Raw genomic sequence first — 22578 nt, 5'->3', positions numbered from 1 at the left:
CTCCTCATGCTTTGCACTAGCAGCGAAGGTCAGCTTTCGCCCTAGTTTCTGAGAATGTCCAGAATATCTGCCCGCTCCAACGTGCGTCGTAGCGCGTAGTTTGAAGCCTGGACATAGATCTCGGTGGTCCTGAGGCTGGCATGTCCGAGCAAGGCCTGGACCATCCGGATATCGATACCTTCCTCGATCAGCAGTGTTGCGGCGGAGTGCCGGAACCGGTGCGGGGTCAGGTGTGGTTCGATCCCGAGGCGCCTGGATAACGCCCGTAGCCGTTTTCGGAACGTGGCCGAGCGGAGCCGACGACCTTCCGTGTTCAGGAACAAGGGCGCCGCGAGAGAGCCCTCGTTGCAACGCACCTCACAATGTCGCCGGAGCTCCTCCTGCAGCTCGCGATTTGGTACAAAGACGATGCGCTCCCTACTTCCCTTGCCATTTACGAGGATCTGGCCTCCGTCCGGCGAGACGTCGCGAACCCTTACATTGGTCAGCTCGCTGATCCGTAGCCCGGTCACGATCAGCAGCTTGATGATCAGGAGCGTGACGGCAATTTCAGAGGCCGGTGTCGCGTCATGCTCGCCCGGCTTCGACCGCACAGCGAATGTGGCTTCACCCTCTTGGAGAACCGCTCTGAGGGTGTCTCGATCGATGGGACGCGGCAGGCGGCGCGGGATCCTGACAGAGATGCGGACGTCCGTGAACGGGGAGGGCAGGGCGCTGTTTCGATCTTCGCGCCAGGCGAAGTAGGACTTGACGGTCACGAGACGCCGCTCGATGGTCGCCGGCTTGGCACCCAAAGCGTCGCGCAGATGGCGGTGGTAGGCGAGGATGTCGTCCCTCGACAGCGGGTCGCTGAGTTGGTGGGCCTCGGCGAAGCGCGCGAAAGTCTGCAGATCCTGTGCATAGGCCCGCAGGGTGTGATGTCCGACGCCGCGCTCATCGCGGCAGGCGCTGACGAAGGCATTGTGGTTGAGATGACGCATGCTGAACTCCATTGTTGGGTTCAGCCAGTTCAACACAGGCAGGTCATCAGCCAGAAATCGGCCACTTCAGCGGTAACGATAATGGGACCCATTATGGTTTGCCAGAAATCGAGGCGCCCCTAAGGGCGCACTTATGCAAAGCCGCCACCTGCGGCGCCGAGTTTTGCAGGACGAGATTCAAAGGATCGCGCCCTGAAAAGACGGCTGACCCCGTGTTCCAAGTCGGGGCATGGGCCGGGGTCAGCAGCGGCGTCCGTTGGCGTCGTTCACATTGTGAGGCGGGGTAGGGCGCATGGCCAGCTACCACCTCTCCGTGAAGACGATCAAACGCAGCGCCGGGCGCTCTGCCACGGCGGCGACCGCCTACCGTGTCGGGGAGCGCATCGAGTGCCAGCTTGAAGGCCGCATCCACGATTACACCCGGAAGCAGGGCATCGAGGAGACCTTCATCCTGACCCCGAAGGACGCGCCTGATTGGGCTACGGATCGGTCCCGCCTCTGGAACGAAGTCGAGGCCAGCGAGACCCGCCGCAACTCCGTCACAGCCCGCGAGTGGGAGCTGGCTCTGCCGTCAGAGATCAGCGCCGAAGACCGGTCCCAGATCACCCGCGACTTTGCCCAAGAGCTGGTCAGCCGATACGGCGTGGCCGTCGATGTGGCGATCCATACGCCGCACCGCGAGGGCGATCAGCGCAATCATCACGCCCACGTCCTGACCTCCACCCGGAAGCTTGAACCCGAGGGCTTCACCGCCAAGACCCGCGTACTCAACTCTGCAAAAACCGGCGGCGTCGAGATCGAGCAGATGCGCGGGGTCTGGGCCGATCTACAGAACCGTGCGCTGGAGCGGGCAGGGGAGGTGGAGCGGGTTGATCATCGCAGCCTGGAGGCGCAGCGCGAAGAGGCTTTGAAGCGGGGCGACGCGCTGACGGCCGAGGAGCTGGACCGCGACCCGGAGCTGAAGCTGGGACCGGCGGCCAATTCCATGGAGCGCCGGGCCAAGGCGATGGCCGAGCGTCAGGGCCGCGAGTATGTGCCGGTCACGGAGCGCGGGGCCGTGGTCCACGCCGTCCGTCAGGCGCGCGCCGCCTTCCGCGAGCTGCGCGAGCGACTGGACATCGCGCGGGAGACCTACGGGGCCGAGCGGGACGCGGGGCAGGGGCGAGTCTCGGCCGGTCTGGCGGCACTCCGGGCGGCGGCCGCAAAGGAACGTGGCACGCGGTCCGGACCGGAGGATATGCGCGAGCGGCTGGCGCGGGTTGTCGGACGGTCAGAGGACCGGGACGACACGCCGAAGCCGGAAGGCCGCAATTTCGCGCGCGAGCGTCTGAAAGAAATCATGGAGAAGGACGCGGGCCGCGATGGCCAGGCGGCGGTTCACAAGCTGGACGGTCACAGTGATCCCGAGCTTGGCGAGGAGACCGGGCGCGAGGAGCGCAAGCCGTCCGTGAACGAGCGGCTAAAGGACGTGCTGAACAAGCCGCGCGAGCGGCTGGAATCGGACAACGAGCGCGATCAGGAGAAGGAACGGGAGGTCGAAAACGAGCGCGAGATTGACAGGGATATAGACCGTGACCCCGGCCTCAGTCACTGATCTACCGCCCGTCTTCGACGGGATTAAGGCGGTGTGTTTCGACGCCTTCGGAACGCTGGTCGAGATCACCGATAAGCGGCTAGCCTTCCGGCCGTTGTTCAAGGCTCTGCCGCCGGAGAAGCGGCGCGCGCTGAAACTCCGGCTCATGCGCGAGGATCGGCCGTTCACGGACTGGCCTGAGGCGCTTGGGGCCGAGGTCGATCCGATGACGCTTCTGGAGGTGATGGAGCGGATGATGATCGAGACCGGCTCCATCGCCCTGCGCCCCGGCATGGCGGGCATCTGGGCGCGGTTGCGCGGCGAGGGGCTGAGCCTGGCACTCTGTTCCAATCTCGCCAGCGATTATGTGACGGCCTTGCGGAGCGCATTGCCTGACCCGCCAGACGTGGAGGTGCTGTTCTGCAAAGTCCGGGCGATCAAGCCGGAGCCCGCGATCTATGCGGCGATGTTGGACGGGTTGCAGGTCGATCCGGGCAAGGTGCTGTTAATCGGGGATAACCCGCGCGCCGACATCGAGGGGCCGCGCGCAGAAGGGATGAAGGCGATGCACATAGACGAGCTGGTCGCAGCGATGCAGCCAGGATGAAGGTCAGGGAGAGGGCGCGGCCCTCCCCCTCGGGCAACCCCATTCGACGGCACCGGGTCCTCGCGCGTCGCGCTGCGGGCCGCACCACTGCCATCGAATAAGGTGGCCTCGCCCCCTCCCGCGTTCGCCACGTGGCAGATTTGCGAGGCGGATGCCTGCAAATCAGCAGTATTTTAGTGCATTTTATGCTTTGAGCAGCGCATCGATCACCGCACATTCGGGTGCGGCATCACCTGTGCAACGGGCGACAGTTTCCGACAGGACTCGCTCAATGCGCTCAAGATCAGCAATTTTTGCCTTCACATCTTCAAGGTGCGCTTCGGCGACAGTCTGGACCTGAGCGCACGTCTGGGTGCGGTCGTCCACCAATCCGAGCAGCCCACGAATTTCTTCCAACGAGAACCCGAGATCACGGGACCGCATGACGAATTTCAATCGTCTGACAAGCGCATCGTCATAGCTTCGATACCCTTTGGCGGTGCGCGGCGGGTCCGGCATGATCCCAACCGTTTCATAATATCGGATTGTTTCAAGGTTGCAGCCGGTCACCTGCGCAAGTTGGCCTCGACTGATAGGCTTCACGCTTCTGTTATCCATTTTTCTCAAAAGACCCCTTGAGCCTGTATCAACTACAGACCTTAGGAAGATTGAAACAGCCGAGCAAGGACGATTCGATGAACCAGAGCATGAGTGCGGAAATTTCAGGCCAAGATGGCCAAGAAAATAACGATATAGCCAAGGGCTGGGGTGCGACCGGGTTTGGCGTACTGGGCGCTTTGGAGATGACGTCCTGCTGCATCCTGCCGCTTGTGCTGGTGAGTTTCGGCGTGACGGGTGTCTTCATCGCGCAGCTCGGCGCGCTTTACGCCTACAAATGGTACACCTTCGCGCTGAGCGCGGCGTTCCTCGGCTACGGGTTCTACAAGGCCTACAAGCCGGTGCCTGTTGAGTCCTGCGCGGATGGCACCTGTTCCCGTCCGATCAATCGCAAGGGCATGCGTGCGACCCTTTGGGGCGCAACGGCCGTTGTCGCCGTGGCGATGGCCTTTCCGTACATCACGCCCTTCATCCTGAAATTCTGAGCAAGGATTAAACCCATGAAACACATTCTGCTATCATCAGTGCTGGCGGTCGCCGCGCTTTCCTCACAGGCTCTCGCGGAAGAACAGACGGTCGAGATTGCGGTCAGCGAACTCACCTGTCCGTCCTGCTCGTTCATCGTTGCAAGTTCGATGCGCGGTGTCCCATCTGTCGAGATCAACGACTTCGTGGAGGGTCCTGAATACGGGCATGGCGTTTACAACGTCACCTTTGACGATGCCGAGGCCAGCGTGGAACGGATCATCGAGGCGGTGATGGCGAATGGCTATCCGGCTGAGGTTTTGGCGGACTCCGCGTCCTGAGGCTTCCTATGCGTGACAACCGGATGGGCGGCCTTCTGGCCTTCGGTGTTGCGGCACCGATCAAGATCGTCTGCTGCGGCGGCGGAACAGCTCTGCTCGCCGCAGTGTTCGGCGGCGTCGGAGCCTGGCTGTCGGGGTTGGGTGGCATTGCTATCGCTTTGGTGGCCGCGCTCGCGTTTCTGGTCGTTCGGGAAGTCCGCCGCGCCAGCAAACGACCGGCAAAAACCAATCGCTCTCCAGACAGAAAGAACGCGACTTGACCCAAACAACTGAAAACCCTGACCGCTTGCTGAAATGGGGGCTGGGCGGCGCGTTGTTTGCAGCGCTGTGCTGCTTCACACCCCTTTTGGTCGTCGTCATTGCCGGAGTCGGTCTTTCGGCGTTCACCGGCTGGCTCGACTACGCGCTGTTTCCGCTCATGTTCGTCAGCCTCGCCGTGGTGGCACAGGCGCTCTGGTTGCGCGCCGGGCGGCCGGGGCCGAGCCCAAAACTCTGGGCCACGGCCCTCGCGGCCGTGCTGTCGGTCCTCATCATCTGGCTTGAGTTCCGCTTTGCCCTCCGCATCACCATCGGCGCTTTCCTGGCTATCGGCCTCTACGCCATTTTTCTCAACCGTACGAACTCCAAAGGAGCGACACAATGATGATGGGATGCTGCACGGGCCGCGGCATGTTCTTCGGCTTGCTTGGGATGGTGACACCGGTGATCGCCATCGGTGCGATCCTTTATCTGGTCTTTGCCAAGCGGCAGACCCCGAAAATGCGAGAGTCGCACTGACATGAAAGACTTGGGCAAGAATGATGACGGAAACGGCGGATACGACCTGATTGTCATCGGGGCGGGATCGGCAGGATTTTCCGCCGCGATCACAGCGGCGGACGTTGGCAAGCGGGTTGCTCTCGTTGGGCACGGCACCATCGGCGGCACCTGCGTGAACGTTGGTTGTGTGCCGTCCAAGGCGATGATCCGTGCAGCCGAGGCGATCCACGGCGCACATGCAGCCAAGCGGTTTCCCGGCCTGTCGGGTGACGCAAAAGTCGATGATTGGAAAACGCTGATCCAGTCGAAAGACGATCTGGTGGCAAGCCTGCGACAGAAGAAGTACGCGGACCTGCTGCCGGAATATGCCGGGGTCGATTATATCGACGCCGGTCCAGCGCAACTGACTGAGGGCGGTATAATTGTTGGCGGCCGCACCATGACCGCGCCCAAGGTGATGATCGCCACCGGCGGGCATCCGGTTCTGCCGACCATTGACGGGATCGAGGAGATCGGCGCACTCGACAGCACCAGCATGCTGGAGCTTGAAACTCTGCCGGATAGCCTGATCTTCATCGGCGCGGGTTACATCGGGGCGGAGCTGGCCCAGATGATGAGCCGAATGGGCGTGAAGGTTACGCTGGTCGCCCGGTCGCACCTCTTGCCGGGCGCGGAACCGGAGGTTTCTGAAGCACTTGCGGCGGCGTTCACGGCCGAGGGCATCACGCTTCTGACGGGTTTGAGTTATGACAGCGTGCGCCGCGATGAGACCGGCGTGACCCTGCGAGTCATCCAGGACGGTAAACCCGTTGAGGTTACGGCGGATCATCTGGTTTCCACCGCAGGACGGCGGGCCAATACGGTTGGTATGGGCTTGTCAGAAATCGGAGTGGAGACCGACGCGCGCGGCTCCATCGTTATTGGCGACGACATGCAGACGACGGTGCCGGGCATCTATGCGGCAGGCGACGTGACCGACCGTGACCAGTTCGTTTACATGGCAGCCTATGGCGCGAAGCTGGCCGTGAGAAACGCCGTTCTGGGAGAAGCGCAAAGCTACGACAATTCCGTCATGCCCTGGGTAGTGTTCTCAGACCCGCAGGTGGCCGGGGTTGGACTGAGCGAGCAACAGGCGCGGGACGCCGGGTTCGATTTGAAAACCTCCATCGTGCCGCTCGACCAGGTGCCGCGCGCGCTGGCCGCCCGTGACACGCGCGGGCTGATCAAGCTGGTGGCGGACAAGAAAACCGACAGATTGCTCGGCGGTCAGATCATCGCGCCCGAGGGGTCCGACACGATCCAGACGCTTGTCATGGCGCTGAAGTTCGGCATGACGACGAAGGCACTCGGGGAGACGATCTTCCCCTACCTGACCACCGTGGAAGGCCTGAAGCTGGCCGCACAGACCTTCGATATGGACGTGGCGAAGCTCAGCTGCTGCGCCGGATGACAATTCCCACAAGGATTAAGACATGAGTGAGACGTATGACCTGACTGTAATCGGGGCGGGTATGGCCGGAGTCGCAGCGGCGAACAAATGCGGCGCGGCCGGGTGGCGCGTCGCCATTGTCGATGCTCTGCCCTACGGCGGCACCTGCGCCCTGCGCGGTTGCGATCCCAAGAAGATTCTCCGGCGCGGCGCGGAAATCGTCGATGCGGCGCGGCTGCTGGACGGCAAAGGGATCGACCCGGCCGGGCTGGCGATCAACTGGTCCGATCTGATGGCCCACAAGCGCGGGTTCACCGATCCAGTTCCGGACAAGATGGAGAAGGGCTTGAAGGGCAACGGCGTCGAGACGTTGCACGGTGCCGCGCGGTTCATCGGCGACAATACACTCGAAGTTGACGGGAAGGCCTACGACGCTCACCGTTTCCTCGTCGCAGCTGGAGCCATCCCGAGACCCCTCAGTTTCGCCGGTGCCGGTCTGATGATCGACAGCACGGAGTTTCTGAACCTTGAGGCTCTGCCCAAGCGCATCCTGTTTGTCGGCGGCGGGTTCGTGTCTTTCGAATTTGCCCATATCGCGGCACGGGCCGGTGCCGCGCCGGTCATCGTGGATCGTGGCGCGCGCCCTTTAAAAGGCTTTGATCCCGATCTGGTCGAAATGCTGATCGCCCGCGGTGCTGATGTCGGTGTGGAGGTGCAGCGCGAAACCGAGATCGTCTCGATTTCGAAGTCCGGTGCAGCCTTCGCGGTCGAAGTGAAGTCGGGCGGCGAGACCAGGACCGTCGAGACCGATCTGGTCGTTCATGGCGCGGGCCGCATCGCTGCGCTCGCCGATTTCAATCTTGAGGCGGCTGGTGTAGAACATGGCGACAAGGGCATTGTCGTGGCACCGCATTTGCAAAGCACGACCAACAGTGCCGTTTTTGCCGCCGGGGATTCCGCCGATACCGGCGGCATGCCCCTGACCCCCGTTGCCGTGATCGAAGGAAAGGTCGCGTCCTCGAACATGCTTAAGGACGCCCAGACCGCGCCGGACTACGCGGGTACTCCGACGGCGGTGTTCACGGTGCCTGAGCTGGCCCGCGTCGGAATGCTGGAGGCCGAGGCAAGGGAGGCTGGTTACGATGTCGATGTGCGCTTCACCGACACTGGCGGCTGGTATTCGAACTACCGGATCGGTGAGAAGTCCGCCGCCGCGAAGGTCTTGATCGACAAAGCCAATGACAGGATTCTCGGGGCGCATCTGTTCGGCCCGGAGTACGGCGAGTTGATCAACTTCTTCGGGTTGGCGATCAAACTGGGGCTGACCTCAAAACAGCTAAAGTCGATGACCGCGGCTTATCCAAGCGTCGGTTCGGATTTGGGGTCGCTTCTTTGAGTTCAGGTGATTTCCTCCGATAGACCTGATCATACTCGGTAGGTTAGCCTCATCGGATGAACACAGCTCTTATCTACGTCGCCGCTGCGCTGGCCGAAATTGCCGGATGCTTTGCGTTCTGGGCCTGGCTTCGGCTGGACAAGAGCGTGTACTGGTTGGCGCCGGGAATGCTCTGCCTTGCTGCGTTCGCCTGGCTGCTTGCGCTGAGCCCTGCCGATCACGCGGGCCGCGCCTATGCGGCCTATGGAGGCGTCTACATCCTATCGTCCCTTCTATGGCTTTGGGCAGTGGAGGGCCATCGCCCGGACCAATGGGATGTCATCGGAGCGGTTGTTTGTCTTGTCGGCGCAGGCATTATTCTCTGGGCACCGAGGGCCATTTGAGACGCGGCTATAGACGGTGTGCAGCGCTGATGCGTCGGATTGATTGTATCGCCTTTTGGTTCACGCGCTCCGACAACCCGGCTGCGCTTTTACAGTTCGCCGCATTGGTAGAGCAGGTTCAGTTAAAGGCCTCGAAAGCAACCATTCGTCGTGGTGCGCGACTACCGCAATGGGATAGCCCTTGCAATTACCTCTCCGCCTAAAACGCTCCTTTGTGCGACTCCCGGCAGTGTGCCGGTCTCGCTGTGTGCAATAGCCGGGTCAGGGGATCGACGGGCTGACGCTCGCTCACCCCGACCCGACAGTTTTCAATTTCTATTGATCCGCCTGCCATCCCGGCGGGGTCGTGAAAACCGGCAAGCGCCGCCTTCGGCGTCGGTTCCGGTCGAGAATCCCGGTTCCTCCCACGCGCGAGGCGCGCGGTTCCCTCCCAAATTCACGTCCTCCACCCGGATGTCACGGCCCCGCCGGGCCGCGTCACTCGAAGGAGGGTCACAAATGTCCGCAGAGAAGTTTGACGTTTACACCAATGTCACCAATCAGATCATCGCGCAGATCGAGGCGGGAACGCCGCCCTGGCGCAAGCCGTGGACCGGCGGCGGGGGAGCAGTCAGCCTGCCGGAACGGTTCAACGGCGAAGCGTATCCGGGGATCAACATCCTTGTGCTTTGGGCCACGGCGATGAGCAAAGATTACAGCTCGGCCCGCTGGATGACGTTCAATCAGGCCAAGCAGCTCGGGGGCCATGTCCGCAAGGGCGAGAAATCCGCCACCGTCGTGGAATACGGCACCGTCGAGCGCAAGGACGAGACCGGCGAGGAGCGCCAAATCCCCTAAGGGAGGGCTTACCGGGTGTTCAACTCCGACCAGATCGAGGGTCTGCCCGCCGAGTTCTACGTTCTGCCCGAACCGCGCAGACGGATAGGATGGCCGCCGAGTAACGGCCCACCTGCCGAACGATCTAGCCCCCATCAGCAGACGGGGGCCTTTGCGTTCTAGCGTGATCCGGGTGGCGGCGGTTTCAGGGTGACCTGTCGGCGGGCAGCCCGAAGCTACCCGCCGACAGGCCCGGCGCTTCGCGCAGGCGGGCATGAGATGCCCGGAATCGATTCTATCTGCCGATGGCAGAAAACTGCGGACGAAACTCGTATCGCCGCCTTAGAAATGCGTGGCCCAGCGGGGATGGCTCTCGTCAATGACCAAGGCGTGGCTGTGCCTACGATGTCCTTGCAGATGGGGGTGATCGAGCGGCAGATTGTCGTGGGTGTGCTCTAGCTCGACAGGATCGCTTGCGGGCCAGAGCTTCAATGCAACGAGCATTCCAATGCCAGCGAGGACGGTCAGTCCGGCCAGCGCGGGAACGACGCCATAGGCCGTCAGCAGCCAGCCAGATAGCGGATAGGTCACCAGCCAGCAGGCGTGCGACAGCGCGAATTGCGCCGCGAAGAGTGCCGGGCGATCTCCGGCATGGGCGGAACGGCGCAGCAACCGGCCCGAAGGGGTGAGGACGGCGGAATACCCAAGTCCCACCAGCAACCAGGCTGCCAGAAGGATCGACCAGCCGAGCCCGGCTGCCAGAACCGTCACTCCCAGCCCCAGAAGTGTCGCCACCATCAGCAGCGCGCCACCGAACATCACAGGCCGGTCCGGCAACGCATCCAGAACACGCGGCAAAGCCAGAGCGGCCGTCATGGAACCCGCGCCGAAGGCGAACATCGTCCAGGCCAGTGCGCTCTCGGACAGGCCGAGCTCTCCGCGCACCAGAACGACGGTATTGACCAGCACCATCGCGCCTGCCGCCGCCGCCACGAGGTTCAGGGCCAGAAGCCCGCGAAGGCGCGGGGTGGCAAGGTAGATGCGGATGCCCCGTGTGGTTCGATCATAGATTCCGCGCGGCTCGGATCGACGGGGGCTCGGCAGCAGCATCGAGACGACCAGGAGGGCCGAGGCGGTAAAACCTGCCACCGTGCCGATGAACAGCGCGTTGTAAGACATCACTGCCAACAGAAGCGCGGCCAGGGTCGGGCTGACAATGTTTTCGAGATCGTAGGCCAGCCGGGACAGCGACAGCGCGCGTGTATAGCGCGCCTCTTCGGGCAGAACGTCCGGGATCGTCGCCTGAAAGGTCGGCGTGAAAGCGGCGGAGGCCGATTGCAGCAGGAAGATGAGTACGTAGACCTGCCAGACCTCAGTCACGAAGGGCAGCGCCAGCGCCACACCCGCCCGCACCAAATCAAGCGTCACCAGCAGCGCGCGGCGCGGCATCCGGTCTGCGAAGGCCCCGGCAATGGGGGCAATGCCGACATAGGCCACCATCTTGATCGTGAAGACCGTGCCTAGCACCAGCGCCGCGCCATCCCCCGCGAGATCGAAGGCCAGGAGGCCGAGTGCTACCGTCGCGAGCCCGGTGCCCAGAAGGGCGACGACCTGCGCCAGAAACAAGTGGCGGTAGGTGCGGTCGGACAGGATATCGAGCATGGCGGACCTCAGAGATAGCGGGCGATCGCCCGCAGTTCGGCGCGATCGGTCTCAAGGCCCTCTGCGTCCAGGCAATGGTCCATGTGATCATGGATCAGCGCCCGCTTGGCGTTTGTGACGGCCTTTTCGACCGCCTGCATCTGCTGGGCGATCTCCAGGCATGGCTTGCCCGCCTCGATCATCTCGATCACGGCGCGCAGGTGGCCGTCAGCGCGTTTCAGACGGGCAATCAGGGCGGGATGGGTTGCATGAACCGGGGGATTTGTCATAAGGAAGGCTTATCCTCCCCTGGGGGATAGAACAAGATGGTGCCGCGACGCACCACGCGAGCGACGAGCGGGCAGGCAGGCAGGCAGGCAGGCAGGCAGGCAGAGATGATGACAACCTTACGGACAATCGGACAAGCCGCCTTCGCCACGCTTCTCTGCATGGCCCTGCTGGTCTGGTCAGTGCTACCCACGACCTCTCATGTACCTAATGTCCTCGATGTGATCCAAGAGCATTCGGAAATGATCGCGGAACATGGTCATTCACATGGTTTCGAGGAAGATATTCTCTGGGCCATGCACGGCCACAGCCATGACAGTATCGATCACGATCACAGTCAAGCGGTCGTGCCCGGTCCCGATCTGTCGTCGCAGCCGCTTGATATCTACAGAACCGCATGGCGGCTGAGTTCGGCCACGTCGAACACGTTACGGATAAACCAGATCGAACGCCCTCCGCGCGTCTGATCGGCCGCGCCATCGGCGCGTTGCATTCGATCATCAACACATATGCGGAGTTAAATCCATGACTACAGTCCATCGGGGCTCGACCGATCTCGGCATTCGCCGGATCGTGATCCTGTCCTCCATTATGCTGTCAGCGCTCATTCTGAATGCGGGACAAGCACTTGCCCATGCCGTGACCGAAGGTGACGCAGGCTATATCCAGGAAATCTGGGGGGTAAACATCATCCCCTTCATGTATCTCGGTGCCAAACACATGGTAACCGGATACGATCACATCCTGTTCTTGTTCGGCGTCGTTTTCTTCCTCTACAAGATGAAGGACGTCGGCATCTACGTGAGCCTCTTCGCCCTCGGCCATTCGACCACGATGCTGGCGGGTGTCTGGTTCGGGTGGGGCATCAACGCCTACATCATCGACGCCATCATCGGCCTCTCGGTCGTCTATAAGGCGCTCGACAATCTGGGGGCTTACCAGCGCTGGTTCGGGTTCCAACCCAACACCAAGGCCGCGACGCTGATCTTCGGCTTCTTCCACGGCACGGGCCTAGCGACCAAAATCCTTGACTACGAGATCGCTTCGCATGGGCTGCTGGCCAACCTCCTGGCCTTCAACGTCGGTGTCGAGCTCGGCCAGATCATGGCGCTCGCCGTGATCCTCATCGTCATGGGCTACTGGCGGAAATCCCCGAACTTCTTCCGCCAGGCCTACACCGCCAACGTCGTCATGATGTCCATGGGGTTCATCCTCATGGGACTGCAAATCACCGGCTATTTCGAGGCCGCATAAGGAGACAAACAGATGTTCAACGCAGAAAAACCCAGCCTCGACGAGCTGCCGAGCTCCGCGCAGCTCATCCGTTCCACGGCCATCGCAGCGGTTAGCGCCGTCGCGATCCTCGTGACCGTCGTCCTGCCCGCCGAATACGGCATCGACCCGACCGGGATCGGCGGCGCGATCGGTCTGGCCGAAATGGGAGAGATCAAAACCCAGCTCGGGGAAGAGGCCGAGGCCGACAGGCTGTTAGAGCTTGAAGCTGAGGAGCAGTCAAGCCTGATGAACGACATCTTCGGGCTCTTTGTCGGCACAGCCCACGCGCAGGAAGCCGAGATCTGGCGCGACGAAACCACCTTCACGCTGGCACCCGGTGACAGTGCCGAGTGGAAGCTGGTCATGGAAGAGGGCCAAACGGTGGAATACCGGATGCTGGTCGAAGGCGGTCGGGTGAATTTCGACATGCACGGCCACGGCGGCGGCAATTCGGTGACCTATGAAAAGGGCCGCGGTTCGACGGGCGACGAGGGCGAGATCATTGCGGCATTCGACGGCGAACACGGCTGGTTCTGGCGAAATCGAGACAGTGAGCCCGCGACCGTGACGATCCAGGTGCGCGGCGAATACACCGAATTCAAAGACGCAAGTTGACACGAGGGCAGCCATCCGCATGAAAGTAAGCGGATGGCTGCTGGCTTCGAAACAGACCTTGGGTAAATATGCAGTCTCACCTCGAATTTTCCTCTGAAACCATCCGCCGGCATTCGTTGGCCAATCGGCGAGTACCAATGTCACGCCGATGTTACAGGATAGTTCTTGACCTCCCCCTACTGGAAGCTTGCATAAGAATTGCATGATCCGCGCTTTCCGCCTCATTTTGATTCTGGCTTTCAGCTTCGGTGCCGTGATTGCACCGGATGGGGTGTCGGCCAGTATGTCGGACGCGGCCACTACGCAGATAGACGCCGCCGAGAGCCAAGATCAGCTTTGCTACGGATGCGTCCCCGCAGGATTTTCTGACGCGGTGCCCTGCGAGGGCGGGTGTCCTGTTCCTTGCGGCTCCAGTGGAACGGCCGGCATCATCGCCAAGGTTTCGTTAGCGCAGCTCGCCATGCCCTTTGGTATTGCCGTCCGCGGTGCCGAACCTTTGATCCCACTCGGCGCGAATCCGTCGCTTGATCCATTCCCTCCCAAACTGCCTCTCGGAACCTAAAACCGGCCTCGCCTGCTGCGAGGCCTGATTGTTGCCTTGGCCGAAGCTGGCTGAGTGCGACCTTTTCAGATCAAGGCAGTTGCGATGATCCTCCACAGACCGATTTCACGAAGGCACGTGCTTCGCACAGGTGCCGCATTCACAGCTCTATCCGCTCTGTCACCTGCACAAATGGCGATGGCCGATCCAACTGGGGACCCATTCGTCCTACGCGCGGCATCTGGACAGGCCGCCCTGCGCCCGTCACCATACGGCCCGACTAATGTCTGGAACTATAACGGATCCGTCCCCGGCCCTAAAATCCGAGTACGCCAGGGCGACCGAATCCGCGTTCTGGCTCAAAATGGGTTGGATGAAGGGACCACAATCCATTGGCATGGCATCCGCACGCCCAATGCGATGGACGGAGTGCCGTTCCTTACACAGGATCCGATCCCGGTTGATGGCGATTTTCTCTACGAGTTCTATGCGCTGGATGCGGGCACGTTCTGGTACCATCCGCACCAGCGCAGTTCGGAACAGGTCGGACGCGGGCTTTACGGGCCGCTGATCGTCGAGGAGGCGGACCCGATCCGCGTCGATCGCGACGTGACCTGGATGTTGGACGACTGGCGCATGACCCGGGACGGACAGATTGCGGATGACTTCGGCAACCGCCATGACGCGATGCACGGCGGTCGTATTGGCAATTCCGTGACCATCAACGGTCAGATCCCCGAACGCATCTCGGTGCAATCCGGTGAGCGCATCCGCTTGCGGCTAGTCAACGCGGCGAACGCGCGGATATTCGGGCTGGATTTCGGGGGTCTTGCCCCCGTCGTGGTTGCGCTGGACGGTCAACCCGTGACGCCCCATGCCCCTGACGGCGGGGTCGTGGTGATCGGCCCGGCGATGCGTGTCGATCTGGTCATCGACTTGACCGGCAAGCCCGGAGATGCCGTGACCGTCATCGATGCCTTCTACGAGGGACTTGAATACCGTCTGGTCGATCTTGCCTACGGGCCGGACAGGCTGCGGGACAAGGTGCCGGATTGGTCGATGGAGCTGCCGCCCAACCCGCTGGCCGAACCGGTCATGGCGTCGGCCGCGCGGCACCGGATCGTCTTCAACGGCGGAATGATGGGGCAGATGATGATGGGCGGCGGCATGGGGTCGATGATGGACCAGATGCGCGATGGCAACATGTGGTTCATCAATGGAGAAGCCGCGACGGGTCATATGATGGACCCCTTGCTGGTCCTGCCGCAGGGCACGTCGCACGTGTTCGAGATGGATAATCGCACCGCTTGGCACCATCCGATCCATTTTCATGGGCATTCGTTCCGTGTGATCGCCCGCAACGGACAACCGACTCGGTATCGCGAATGGCAGGACACCGTCCTGATGGCACCCGAAGAACGGGTCGAGATCGCCTTCGTCGCGGACAATCCCGGTGACTGGATGTTCCATTGCCACATTCTGGAACACCAGGCGGCGGGCATGATGGGCGTCATCCGTGTCGAACACGGCACGACCAAAACCTGAAACTTACACACTTAGGACCATGAAAATGAATGAACCGATGAAGAAGATACTTGGATTTGCCAGCCTCGGTACGGCAGGTGCCGTCGCCGTCCTTGCGATGAGCCTGAATGCCGCGCCTGCCGCGGCGCAGGAGGTCACGCTCTACAAGAACCCACAATGCGGATGTTGCGAGAGTTACGCGGACTATCTGCGCGAGAACGGTTTCACGGTGGAGGTGAAGCCGACCCACGATCTGGCGGAGATCAGCCGCGATGCGGGCATCCCGGATGACTTCCAAGGCTGCCATACAGCCTTTTTGGACGATTACGTCGTCAGCGGCCACGTGCCGATTGATGTCGTCAACAGGCTGCTGGAAGAGCGCCCGGAAATTGCCGGTGTGACTCTTCCCGGCATGCCATTGGGGTCGCCGGGTATGGGCGGCGCGAAACAGGAGCCCTTCAAGATTTACACCGTCGAGGAAGGTGTGAGCCCGACCGTATATGCGGTCGAATGATCAATCGCGCGTTCTGGTGCGAACCCGTGCCAGACCGGCTTCAAGGGAAAACAATGGATGGAATGCATGATGATGGACGGTGGAATGATGGGCGGCGGCATGATGATTGCGATGGGCCTCGTCTGGTTGCTGATCGTGGGTGTGCTGGTGCTCGCGGCGATCGCCTTGGTCAAATACATCCGCTCGGACAGCGGAAAATAGAAATGTGCCAGAATGCGGATTGAGGGTGCCAGCAGCGGCGACAGCCTGTTGTCGATGGGATTGGTCTGGGCGCTTTGCGTCCTGCTTATCCTGTCGTTGCTCGCGGCACTTTTCATTCTTTGTATGTGGTTCGTAACAAAAAGGCGGAAGTGCCGTGAAAAACACCATTAGGCTCGCTGCGGTCCTGCTCGCCACAACGGTTTTGCCAGTAGCAGCGCAGAGCGACGTGCTCATGGGCGAGCGCCTTTATCAAGAAAATTGTGCCAGTTGCCATGGGGCGAACCTGGAGGGGCAACCAGATTGGCGCACACGATTGCCGAACGGCAAGTTGCCTGCCCCGCCGCACGACGCCTCCGGCCATACCTGGCATCACCCCGACCGCGTATTGCTCGACATCGTGAAACGCGGACCGGCGGCGATTGTCGGGAACGGGTACGAAAGCGACATGCCCGGATATGAGGATGTGCTGACAGACGATGAGATCACGGCGATCATTGACTACATCAAGAGCACATGGCCCGCCCGGGTTCGCGCGTCGCAGGAAAGCCGCACCCTCGCGGGTGAACAGGCACAACCATGACGCATGAAGTCGCCAGCAAAACCGAACCCGTGGCGCGGCGCAGCATCTCCGGGTTTGTGCTGGTTCCGCTTGTGGCTCTGGCCCTCATGGTTCTGTTCGGCTGGGGGCTTTTCAAGGGTGGCGACGACTTGCCGTCGGCACTTCTCGGCAAACCCGTGCCCGACTTCGCGCTGCCCCCGGTGCTCGGCCGAGAAGAAGGTCTTTCGACGCAGGACCTGATCGGACACGTGTCACTGGTGAACGTCTTTGCGTCGTGGTGTGTGCCCTGCCGTGCCGAACATCCGCTGTTCATGGAGTTGAGCGCAACCGGTGAGGTGCCGATCTACGGAATCAACTACAAGGACCCGCCCGATCAGGCGCGCGCCTGGCTCGACGAGTTGGGTGATCCCTACGCGCGCATCGGGGCCGACATTAACGGACGCGCCGGTATCGAATGGGGCGTCTATGGCGTGCCCGAAACCTACGTCATCGCCGATGGCACCATCGCCTACCGCCATGTCGGTCCGATCACGCGAGCGATCCTGCAGGATACGCTGCTGCCGATTGTCCGCGATCTGAAAACCCAATCCGCTCAGGAGTCAAAATAATGAATTATCTGAAACTGGCCCTGTATATTTGGGCACTGTCCGTCGGCACGGCGTTTGCCGGACCGCAGGGGTTCGCCCTGCACGATACCCCGCAGCCTGTCGCCAATGTGCGCTACGAGAAAGATGACGGCAGCCGCGGAGACATGGAAGACTTTCGCGGCAAGGTGATCCTCGTGAACGTCTGGGCAACCTGGTGCGTCCCCTGCCGCGAAGAGATGCCGACGCTGGATGCGCTTCAGGCGGAACTTGGCGGCGACGACTTCGAAGTGGTTGCCCTTTCCATCGACCGGGCCGGATCACAAATCGTTCGGCGTTTCTACGACGAGATCGGTGTCACCAATCTCAATATGTATGTCGACCAGACCATGCTTTCGATGACCGCGCTGCGCACCGTTGGCCTGCCAACGACGATCCTGATCGACGCGCAGGGGCGGGAGCTCGGGCGACTGGTCGGACCAGCCGAATGGGACGAGCCCGAAATGGTGTCCTTTCTGCGCGGATTTATCGAATGAGTTCCCCAGAAGACGTTCCCTCACCCTTGACCTTCCAGTTGCTGGAATGACTATCTCACTAACATCGAAAGGATTTTTCGGATGACCGACGTAATACCGTCCAGCGACGCAGCCACTTCAGGCATTTCCAGTGCTGGCAGCAGGCCCCCGTGGTTAACGCGCAGGCGATTGCTTTTCGTCGGTGCGGCAACTGTGATGGGGAGTGGCATGGCGCTGAACTGGGGATGGCTCACCGCGATCGGGCTCGCGCCTGTTCTGGTCTCGCTGGCCCCCTGCGCTGCGATGTGCGGTCTCGGTTTGTGCATGAAGGGCGGGTCCGGCGGACAATGTAAGGATGCGAAAACAGCCAATCCCATTCAAACTGAAAGAGGCGACACTTGAACAGTTTTCTGACCCGTCGCGCAGCCTTGGCGATACTTGCGACCACGATTTCGTCTCCGGCCTTCGCCAATCATCCGGGTGAAAACCTGGATGCACGTATGTTCGAGATGGAACCCTACTTCCAAGCCATCGATGCAGCGCAGGCTTCGGATTTCGAGTTGCGGGATTCCGAGGGGAATACTGTGCGCTTGTCAGACTTCGGCGACAAGGTGGTCATCCTGCACTTCATCTACGCCAATTGCCCGGATATCTGCCCGCTCCACTCCCAAAAGATCGGGGCCATTCAGGCCTCGATCAACGACGGGCCGATGAAAGATTTGGTACAGTTCATCTCGATCACGACCGATCCGGTGAATGACACGCCGGACCTGCTGCGCGATTACGCGGATCGGCATGGACTCGATACGAGCAACTGGGTCATTCTGACCAAGCAGCCTCATCAATCTGATGACGTAACGCGCCTTCTGGCGCGGGAATATGGGATGGAGTTCACGATGACTGCCGACAGCGACATGATGATGCACGGAGCGGTCACCCATGTCGTGGACATCGGCGGACGGTTCGCCGCAAAACTCCATGGCATGGACTTCAAGAACGTGAACCTGATCCTCTACGTCAGCGAGTTGATCAACAACGACCGACATCGACGCCGGGAGCCCAGCTGGTGGGACCGGCTGACAGGTGTGTTTCAATGAGTGTCGTCGCGACTGGCGTCAGGCTGTCCTCGACAGACGGAATCTCCCTGACAGCTCTGCGTCGGTATTTTTCGGTAATAATCCCGGCCAATCTGATCTGGGAGTTCGCACATATGCCGCTCTACACGATCTGGAAAGAGGGCACTTGGGGGGAGATTGTCTTCGCAGCCGTCCATTGCACGGGTGGCGATATCCTGATCGCCATGAGCACGCTGATGCTTGCGCTCATGCTGTCGGGTCGGGGCTGGCCCCTGGTTGCCTCCACGCGGCGGTCTGTGACTGTCCTTACGGTGGTATTCGGGCTGGGATACACGCTGTTCAGTGAATGGCTCAACATCGTGATCCGCGCGGCCTGGGCCTATTCGGACCTGATGCCGATCATTCCGATCCTTGATGCGGGCCTGTCACCTGTGCTGCAATGGATCGTGATCCCGCTGACCGCGTTCTGGTGGGCCTTGCGGCCCTTCAACGCCGATCGTGAAAAATGACGGATATCAGCGGCATCGGCATTTTCGCGGCCTTTCTGGCGGGGGCCATTTCGTTCCTGTCGCCCTGCGTCCTGCCGCTGGTGCCGGGCTATGTCTCCTATATTGCGGGCCAGCCGGATTTGCGCACGACGCGTTCGGTCGGCCTGCGGGCGCGCGCCGGGGCGCTCGGGTTGAGCGCCTGCTTTGTCTTGGGCTTTTCGACAGTCTTCGTCGCACTCGGGGCTGGGGCCAGTGCGCTCGGATCCCTGCTGCTGACATGGCGCACCGAGCTGAACTATCTCGGCGGCGCGATCATTATTCTTTTCGGACTGGTCATGCTGGGTGTCTTTCGTCTGGATGCGTTCTCGCGCGATACCCGTTTCAATCTCGACATTCCCGCCGGTCGCTCGTTTGGCGCCTATGTGCTGGGGCTTGCCTTCGCCTTTGGCTGGACACCTTGCATCGGACCGATCCTCGGCGCGATCCTGACACTCAGTTCGACCTCCGGCAGCATGTCGGACGGCATCTGGCTGCTGTCGATCTATTCCGCTGGTCTGGGGGTGCCCTTCCTGCTGGCGGCGCTCTTCACCGACGCCATCGCCGCGCGGGTAAGGCAGATCGGCAAGGCCGGCCGCTGGCTCTACAAAGGCGCGGGTATTGCCATGATCATCATGGGAGTTGCCATCATGACCGGGCAATTGTCACGGTTTGCCTATTGGCTGCTGGGGACGTTTCCTTTTCTCGCGACAATCGGCTGACGAACCTCGAACCAGCTCTTGGCGTGATGGTTGGTAAGTGGGGATCATCTCCACCACTCAAATAGGTCGTACACGCCGCGCCCCTGTAGAGGTCGCGGGGCCGTCAGCCGATCAGGTAGACCCGGATCGGCATCCAGATCCCCATCACCACCATCATGACGTTTTCGGTGAGCGAGACGAACCCCAGCGGCACGTTGCTGTCACCGCCGACGCAGGCGCATTTCAACTCGCGCTTGTCGATGTAGACCGCCTTGAAGACCGATACCGCACCTACGGTGCCGATGAACAAGGCCAGGGGTGCCGAAAGCCAGGTGAGCGCTCCGGCGACCATGAGGATACCCGCGAAGGCCTCTCCGAAGCGATAGATCTTGCCGTAACCTGCGGATTCTCCAAATGGTTGGAGGGGAGTCGGGGCTCAGGCCACAGTTTTCAAAGGATGGAAACGTTGACAGAATGCTTTCCATGATACATTTAACTTACTATGACGATCGCACTCACCATTTCAAGATTGCGTCAGATGATGCTTGGTATCATCTGCGTGCTTGCTTTGGCTACAGTTCCGTCGTCTGCGCTACATGCTCAGATGGGCGGACATGGCGAGCCGGTTGGCACAGATCATAACGCCGAAACGATGTCTGAATTAAATGATAGTGGTCACGGCCATTCCACTGCAACTCATTGCGGAGAAAGCGACCGCGTTGCAAACGCGGATGACGAACATGACGGCATTCAATGCTGCATCGGCTTCTGCTTTTCGGCTGTTCTCGATGAAAGAAACGTGTTCCGGTCGCGCGACGAGCCAAGCGCGCGTCACGTAGCTGTCGACCGCCTGATCGTATCGTTCGAACCGGACAGCCCACAACGCCCACCACGAGTCTGACTTAGCCGCCGATCCGGTATGCGGATCTTCTGAGTGCGCCTGCAAAGCGTTCTCGAATTTCTCAATAAGTCAGGTCTAAACTAATGAAAATTGCTATACTTCTGGGCGCATCTGCGCTCGTGCTTGGGGCATGCACGTCAGAGCCCACGCCACTTCCGAGCGTTGCCAGCCAAGAGGCTACGTTCAATGGTACAATCTCATCCCCCTTGTCTTACAAAAACCCCTGGCCGGGTACACGTTTCGCGGCCCAACTGGCCCGCGCGACTGGCGCGAGGTCAACGAAGAGCAATCGGAGGCAAACTGATGATTTTGACGAGACCTTTACTTGCGCTTGGTCTGCCAATGACACTGGCAGCATGCGCGACGGCGGTTCCAGATGCCTACACGGACCAGAAAGCCGGGTTTTCGATTGTGTCAACCCAGACCGCGGCGGCCATCGGCAAAAGAACAGCTTTTGCGCAGACCCAAGCCGAGAACGCGGAATTGAAAAAACAAGTTCACGCAATGGTCCATCAACGAACGATCTCGGCAGACACGGCGGTGCAGGTCGCGCTCTTGAACAACAAGGGGCTGCAAGCCTCCTATGCCAATGTCGGACTTTCGGCTGCAGAGGCTTGGCAGGAATCAACGCCGGAGAATCCGATCGTTGCAATCGGAGTGCTTGGCATCGGAGCTGCGGAATTGGGCGCTTACCGGGCGATAGAAGGGTTGTTTCGAGCGAACATCCTTGACGCGCAAACGCGGAAGCAACGTGTTCTGCTGGCAGATGCGAATTTTCGGGCCGCACAGATGAATGCGGTGAATGACACGCTTGCGCTTGCCAACCAGACGCGAATGGCGTGGATCAACGCCGTGGCTGCGTTTGAAACTGTAACGTATCTCAAGCGTGCCAAGGCCACTTCCGACGCCGGGTCAGAACTTGCGGCCCGGCTGGGCGAGACCGGCGCGCTGAACAAGGCCGGTCAGGCGCGGGAACAAGCGTTCAATGCCGAGCTGGCTGGACAGCTGGCACAGGCCCGACTGAATGCAACCCAAGCCAAAGAAGATCTGACGCGGTTAATGGGGCTGTGGGGCACCGAAGTGAATTACTACGTGCCCGATGCTTTGCCAGCGCTCCCGAGGTCGGTTGGGCCAATCACTAACCTGGAAGCTAAAGCCCTTCGAAACCGGTTCGACCTGCGGGTCGCTAAACTCGGGCTTGAAGCGCAGGCGGCTGCATTCGGGCTGACCGATCAAACGCGGCTTGTGACCGATCTCGAGCTCATCGCTGGTTTCGAAGCAGAGCGGGAAAGAGAGGACGGTAACCTTGAAACTGAAACTACCCCGCAGATTGAGCTGGAGTTCGCCATCCCGATTTATGACACCGGCAAGGCGCGGATGCGCAAAGCCGAGCTGATGTATCTTCAGGCGGCAAATGTTCTGGCTGAGCGCGCGGTCAATGTGCGGTCCGAAGCACGTTCTGCTGAGACCGCTTATCACGCATCTTACAAGATTGCGCGTCACTACCGCGACGTTCTTGTGCCGCTGCGCAAGACCATCGAGGAAGAAGGCCTGCTGTCCTACAACGGCATGATTACCAACACCTTCGAATTGCTCACGGATGTGCGCGAAAAACTTGGTTCCTCGCTCGAGGCGGCCAATGCCAAGCGTGACTTCTACTTGGCCCAGGCGAACTTGACTGCCGCCATATACGGCGGTGGCGCAGGCGGAATGGGCGATGGAGAGGGCGTATCACTTGCCGCCGGTGGCGGCGCAGGACACTGAAAGGAATAT

30 protein-coding genes and 1 pseudogene are annotated in these 22578 nt (G+C 60.9%); 26 read left to right on the top strand and 5 right to left on the bottom strand.

Features of this window, described 5'->3' with window-relative positions; translation table 11 throughout:
• Positions 1–41 precede the first annotated feature (41 nt).
• Positions 42–980: a tyrosine-type recombinase/integrase gene (locus tag ACSQ76_RS22690; protein WP_437158434.1), complete on the bottom strand. Its 939-nt coding sequence runs from the start codon at positions 978–980 to the stop codon at positions 42–44.
• Positions 981–1272: 292 nt separating this feature from the next.
• Here ACSQ76_RS22690 and mobQ point away from each other — a divergent pair, with 292 nt between their 5' ends.
• Positions 1273–2574 (top strand): MobQ family relaxase, encoded by a 1302-nt coding sequence (mobQ, locus tag ACSQ76_RS22685; RefSeq protein WP_437158433.1) that lies wholly within the window; start codon positions 1273–1275, stop codon positions 2572–2574.
• Positions 2552–3160, top strand: a complete 609-nt coding sequence (locus ACSQ76_RS22680) for an HAD family hydrolase (RefSeq protein WP_437158432.1) — start codon at positions 2552–2554, stop codon at positions 3158–3160. Before mobQ ends, ACSQ76_RS22680 begins: the two co-directional genes overlap by 23 nt.
• Before the next feature lie 183 nt (positions 3161–3343).
• On the opposite strand, the gene ACSQ76_RS22675 is transcribed toward ACSQ76_RS22680, so the two are convergent.
• Complete coding sequence (locus tag ACSQ76_RS22675) at positions 3344–3757, bottom strand: MerR family transcriptional regulator (protein ID WP_437158431.1); 414 nt, start codon at positions 3755–3757, stop codon at positions 3344–3346.
• Between the two features lie 89 nt (positions 3758–3846).
• Between ACSQ76_RS22675 and ACSQ76_RS22670 the strand changes: the two genes are divergently transcribed.
• The 9 genes from ACSQ76_RS22670 to ACSQ76_RS22630 all read left to right on the top strand — a co-directional run bounded on the left by ACSQ76_RS22670 (position 3847) and on the right by ACSQ76_RS22630 (position 9367).
• Positions 3847–4242: a mercuric transporter MerT family protein gene (locus tag ACSQ76_RS22670; RefSeq protein WP_437158482.1), complete on the top strand. Its 396-nt coding sequence runs from the start codon at positions 3847–3849 to the stop codon at positions 4240–4242.
• 15 nt (positions 4243–4257) lie between these two features.
• Complete coding sequence (locus ACSQ76_RS22665; protein ID WP_437158430.1) at positions 4258–4563, top strand: periplasmic mercury ion-binding protein; 306 nt, start codon at positions 4258–4260, stop codon at positions 4561–4563.
• A gap of 8 nt (positions 4564–4571) precedes the next feature.
• The gene (locus ACSQ76_RS22660) at positions 4572–4823 is read left to right on the top strand and encodes a hypothetical protein (RefSeq protein WP_437158429.1); all 252 of its coding nucleotides are present in this window, start codon (positions 4572–4574) and stop codon (positions 4821–4823) included.
• Positions 4820–5206, top strand: a complete 387-nt coding sequence (gene merF / locus ACSQ76_RS22655) for a mercury resistance system transport protein MerF (RefSeq protein WP_437158428.1) — start codon at positions 4820–4822, stop codon at positions 5204–5206. Before ACSQ76_RS22660 ends, merF begins: the two co-directional genes overlap by 4 nt.
• Positions 5203–5340, top strand: a complete 138-nt coding sequence (locus tag ACSQ76_RS22650) for a hypothetical protein (protein WP_437158427.1) — start codon at positions 5203–5205, stop codon at positions 5338–5340. The genes merF and ACSQ76_RS22650 overlap by 4 nt, the downstream gene beginning before the upstream one ends.
• Before the next feature lies 1 nt (position 5341).
• Positions 5342–6772 (top strand): mercury(II) reductase, encoded by a 1431-nt coding sequence (gene merA, locus ACSQ76_RS22645; protein WP_437158426.1) that lies wholly within the window; start codon positions 5342–5344, stop codon positions 6770–6772.
• 22 nt (positions 6773–6794) lie between these two features.
• Positions 6795–8147, top strand: a complete 1353-nt coding sequence (locus ACSQ76_RS22640) for a dihydrolipoyl dehydrogenase family protein (protein ID WP_437158425.1) — start codon at positions 6795–6797, stop codon at positions 8145–8147.
• A 56-nt stretch (positions 8148–8203) separates the two neighbouring features.
• Entirely contained in the window at positions 8204–8530 is a 327-nt protein-coding gene (locus tag ACSQ76_RS22635) for a YnfA family protein (RefSeq protein WP_437158424.1), read from the top strand.
• Between the two features lie 498 nt (positions 8531–9028).
• Positions 9029–9367 (top strand): ArdC-like ssDNA-binding domain-containing protein, encoded by a 339-nt coding sequence (locus ACSQ76_RS22630; RefSeq protein WP_437158423.1) that lies wholly within the window; start codon positions 9029–9031, stop codon positions 9365–9367.
• Between the two features lie 321 nt (positions 9368–9688).
• Here ACSQ76_RS22630 and ACSQ76_RS22625 read toward each other — a convergent pair whose 3' ends face one another.
• Together ACSQ76_RS22625 and ACSQ76_RS22620 are read right to left on the bottom strand one after the other, a co-directional pair.
• Entirely contained in the window at positions 9689–11008 is a 1320-nt protein-coding gene (locus ACSQ76_RS22625; RefSeq protein ID WP_437158422.1) for an MFS transporter, read from the bottom strand.
• Between the two features lie 8 nt (positions 11009–11016).
• On the bottom strand, positions 11017–11277 hold the full coding sequence (locus ACSQ76_RS22620; RefSeq protein ID WP_437158421.1) for a metal-sensing transcriptional repressor: 261 nt from the start codon (positions 11275–11277) through the stop codon (positions 11017–11019).
• Positions 11278–11436: 159 nt separating this feature from the next.
• Between ACSQ76_RS22620 and ACSQ76_RS22615 the strand changes: the two genes are divergently transcribed.
• The 13 genes from ACSQ76_RS22615 to ACSQ76_RS22555 all read left to right on the top strand — a co-directional run bounded on the left by ACSQ76_RS22615 (position 11437) and on the right by ACSQ76_RS22555 (position 19925).
• Positions 11437–11742: a hypothetical protein gene (locus ACSQ76_RS22615; protein ID WP_437158420.1), complete on the top strand. Its 306-nt coding sequence runs from the start codon at positions 11437–11439 to the stop codon at positions 11740–11742.
• A 58-nt stretch (positions 11743–11800) separates the two neighbouring features.
• Positions 11801–12529, top strand: coding sequence for a HupE/UreJ family protein (locus ACSQ76_RS22610; RefSeq protein WP_437158419.1), 729 nt, complete (start codon positions 11801–11803; stop codon positions 12527–12529).
• A 12-nt stretch (positions 12530–12541) separates the two neighbouring features.
• Positions 12542–13165, top strand: a complete 624-nt coding sequence (locus ACSQ76_RS22605; RefSeq protein WP_437158418.1) for a transmembrane anchor protein — start codon at positions 12542–12544, stop codon at positions 13163–13165.
• Between the two features lie 202 nt (positions 13166–13367).
• A complete protein-coding gene (locus tag ACSQ76_RS22600) occupies positions 13368–13727 on the top strand; it encodes a hypothetical protein (RefSeq protein WP_437158417.1) in 360 nt (119 codons plus the stop codon).
• Between the two features lie 84 nt (positions 13728–13811).
• Positions 13812–15251 (top strand): multicopper oxidase family protein, encoded by a 1440-nt coding sequence (locus ACSQ76_RS22595; protein WP_437158416.1) that lies wholly within the window; start codon positions 13812–13814, stop codon positions 15249–15251.
• Positions 15252–15276: 25 nt separating this feature from the next.
• The gene (locus ACSQ76_RS22590; RefSeq protein ID WP_437158415.1) at positions 15277–15744 is read left to right on the top strand and encodes a DUF411 domain-containing protein; all 468 of its coding nucleotides are present in this window, start codon (positions 15277–15279) and stop codon (positions 15742–15744) included.
• 66 nt (positions 15745–15810) lie between these two features.
• The gene (locus ACSQ76_RS22585; protein ID WP_009503829.1) at positions 15811–15945 is read left to right on the top strand and encodes a hypothetical protein; all 135 of its coding nucleotides are present in this window, start codon (positions 15811–15813) and stop codon (positions 15943–15945) included.
• Positions 15946–16099: 154 nt separating this feature from the next.
• On the top strand, positions 16100–16525 hold the full coding sequence (locus ACSQ76_RS22580; RefSeq protein ID WP_437158414.1) for a c-type cytochrome: 426 nt from the start codon (positions 16100–16102) through the stop codon (positions 16523–16525).
• Positions 16522–17112: a DsbE family thiol:disulfide interchange protein gene (locus ACSQ76_RS22575; protein ID WP_437158413.1), complete on the top strand. Its 591-nt coding sequence runs from the start codon at positions 16522–16524 to the stop codon at positions 17110–17112. The genes ACSQ76_RS22580 and ACSQ76_RS22575 overlap by 4 nt, the downstream gene beginning before the upstream one ends.
• Positions 17112–17624: a TlpA family protein disulfide reductase gene (locus tag ACSQ76_RS22570; protein ID WP_437158412.1), complete on the top strand. Its 513-nt coding sequence runs from the start codon at positions 17112–17114 to the stop codon at positions 17622–17624. The genes ACSQ76_RS22575 and ACSQ76_RS22570 overlap by 1 nt, the downstream gene beginning before the upstream one ends.
• Before the next feature lie 377 nt (positions 17625–18001).
• Entirely contained in the window at positions 18002–18700 is a 699-nt protein-coding gene (locus ACSQ76_RS22565) for an SCO family protein (RefSeq protein WP_437158411.1), read from the top strand.
• Positions 18697–19188 (top strand): hypothetical protein, encoded by a 492-nt coding sequence (locus ACSQ76_RS22560; RefSeq protein WP_057796931.1) that lies wholly within the window; start codon positions 18697–18699, stop codon positions 19186–19188. Before ACSQ76_RS22565 ends, ACSQ76_RS22560 begins: the two co-directional genes overlap by 4 nt.
• Positions 19185–19925 (top strand): cytochrome c biogenesis CcdA family protein, encoded by a 741-nt coding sequence (locus ACSQ76_RS22555; protein ID WP_437158410.1) that lies wholly within the window; start codon positions 19185–19187, stop codon positions 19923–19925. The genes ACSQ76_RS22560 and ACSQ76_RS22555 overlap by 4 nt, the downstream gene beginning before the upstream one ends.
• Before the next feature lie 103 nt (positions 19926–20028).
• Here the strand turns inward: ACSQ76_RS22555 and ACSQ76_RS22550 are convergent.
• Positions 20029–20301, bottom strand: a pseudogene (locus ACSQ76_RS22550) (glutaredoxin); the annotation flags it as partial.
• Between the two features lie 105 nt (positions 20302–20406).
• On the opposite strand from ACSQ76_RS22550, the gene ACSQ76_RS22545 reads away from it, so the two are divergent.
• Positions 20407–20805 carry a hypothetical protein gene (locus ACSQ76_RS22545; RefSeq protein WP_437158409.1) on the top strand — a complete coding sequence of 133 codons (399 nt, stop codon included), beginning with the start codon at positions 20407–20409 and terminating at the stop codon, positions 20803–20805.
• 303 nt (positions 20806–21108) lie between these two features.
• Positions 21109–22569: a TolC family protein gene (locus tag ACSQ76_RS22540; RefSeq protein ID WP_057796934.1), complete on the top strand. Its 1461-nt coding sequence runs from the start codon at positions 21109–21111 to the stop codon at positions 22567–22569.
• Positions 22570–22578: the final 9 nt, after the last annotated feature.

Origin of the sequence: Roseovarius sp. B08, assembly GCF_051417955.1 — a bacterium.
In the GTDB taxonomy this organism is placed as follows: Bacteria; Pseudomonadota; Alphaproteobacteria; order Rhodobacterales; family Rhodobacteraceae; genus Roseovarius.
The sequence above is the reverse complement of the archived record's forward strand: the minus strand, read 5'-3'. Positions and strand labels throughout refer to the sequence as shown.

Coding starts and splice junctions, on each gene's coding strand:
- ACSQ76_RS22690 (WP_437158434.1), bottom strand. CDS start 980: ATGCGTCATCTCAACCACAATGCCTTCGTCAGCGCCTGCCGCGATGAG.
- mobQ (WP_437158433.1), top strand. CDS start 1,273: ATGGCCAGCTACCACCTCTCCGTGAAGACGATCAAACGCAGCGCCGGG.
- ACSQ76_RS22675 (WP_437158431.1), bottom strand. CDS start 3,757: ATGGATAACAGAAGCGTGAAGCCTATCAGTCGAGGCCAACTTGCGCAG.
- ACSQ76_RS22670 (WP_437158482.1), top strand. CDS start 3,847: ATGAGTGCGGAAATTTCAGGCCAAGATGGCCAAGAAAATAACGATATA.
- ACSQ76_RS22665 (WP_437158430.1), top strand. CDS start 4,258: ATGAAACACATTCTGCTATCATCAGTGCTGGCGGTCGCCGCGCTTTCC.
- ACSQ76_RS22660 (WP_437158429.1), top strand. CDS start 4,572: ATGCGTGACAACCGGATGGGCGGCCTTCTGGCCTTCGGTGTTGCGGCA.
- ACSQ76_RS22650 (WP_437158427.1), top strand. CDS start 5,203: ATGATGATGGGATGCTGCACGGGCCGCGGCATGTTCTTCGGCTTGCTT.
- merA (WP_437158426.1), top strand. CDS start 5,342: ATGAAAGACTTGGGCAAGAATGATGACGGAAACGGCGGATACGACCTG.
- ACSQ76_RS22640 (WP_437158425.1), top strand. CDS start 6,795: ATGAGTGAGACGTATGACCTGACTGTAATCGGGGCGGGTATGGCCGGA.
- ACSQ76_RS22635 (WP_437158424.1), top strand. CDS start 8,204: ATGAACACAGCTCTTATCTACGTCGCCGCTGCGCTGGCCGAAATTGCC.
- ACSQ76_RS22630 (WP_437158423.1), top strand. CDS start 9,029: ATGTCCGCAGAGAAGTTTGACGTTTACACCAATGTCACCAATCAGATC.
- ACSQ76_RS22625 (WP_437158422.1), bottom strand. CDS start 11,008: ATGCTCGATATCCTGTCCGACCGCACCTACCGCCACTTGTTTCTGGCG.
- ACSQ76_RS22620 (WP_437158421.1), bottom strand. CDS start 11,277: ATGACAAATCCCCCGGTTCATGCAACCCATCCCGCCCTGATTGCCCGT.
- ACSQ76_RS22615 (WP_437158420.1), top strand. CDS start 11,437: ATGGCCCTGCTGGTCTGGTCAGTGCTACCCACGACCTCTCATGTACCT.
- ACSQ76_RS22610 (WP_437158419.1), top strand. CDS start 11,801: ATGACTACAGTCCATCGGGGCTCGACCGATCTCGGCATTCGCCGGATC.
- ACSQ76_RS22605 (WP_437158418.1), top strand. CDS start 12,542: ATGTTCAACGCAGAAAAACCCAGCCTCGACGAGCTGCCGAGCTCCGCG.
- ACSQ76_RS22600 (WP_437158417.1), top strand. CDS start 13,368: ATGATCCGCGCTTTCCGCCTCATTTTGATTCTGGCTTTCAGCTTCGGT.
- ACSQ76_RS22595 (WP_437158416.1), top strand. CDS start 13,812: ATGATCCTCCACAGACCGATTTCACGAAGGCACGTGCTTCGCACAGGT.
- ACSQ76_RS22590 (WP_437158415.1), top strand. CDS start 15,277: ATGAATGAACCGATGAAGAAGATACTTGGATTTGCCAGCCTCGGTACG.
- ACSQ76_RS22585 (WP_009503829.1), top strand. CDS start 15,811: ATGATGATGGACGGTGGAATGATGGGCGGCGGCATGATGATTGCGATG.
- ACSQ76_RS22575 (WP_437158413.1), top strand. CDS start 16,522: ATGACGCATGAAGTCGCCAGCAAAACCGAACCCGTGGCGCGGCGCAGC.
- ACSQ76_RS22570 (WP_437158412.1), top strand. CDS start 17,112: ATGAATTATCTGAAACTGGCCCTGTATATTTGGGCACTGTCCGTCGGC.
- ACSQ76_RS22560 (WP_057796931.1), top strand. CDS start 18,697: ATGAGTGTCGTCGCGACTGGCGTCAGGCTGTCCTCGACAGACGGAATC.
- ACSQ76_RS22555 (WP_437158410.1), top strand. CDS start 19,185: ATGACGGATATCAGCGGCATCGGCATTTTCGCGGCCTTTCTGGCGGGG.
- ACSQ76_RS22545 (WP_437158409.1), top strand. CDS start 20,407: ATGACGATCGCACTCACCATTTCAAGATTGCGTCAGATGATGCTTGGT.
- ACSQ76_RS22540 (WP_057796934.1), top strand. CDS start 21,109: ATGATTTTGACGAGACCTTTACTTGCGCTTGGTCTGCCAATGACACTG.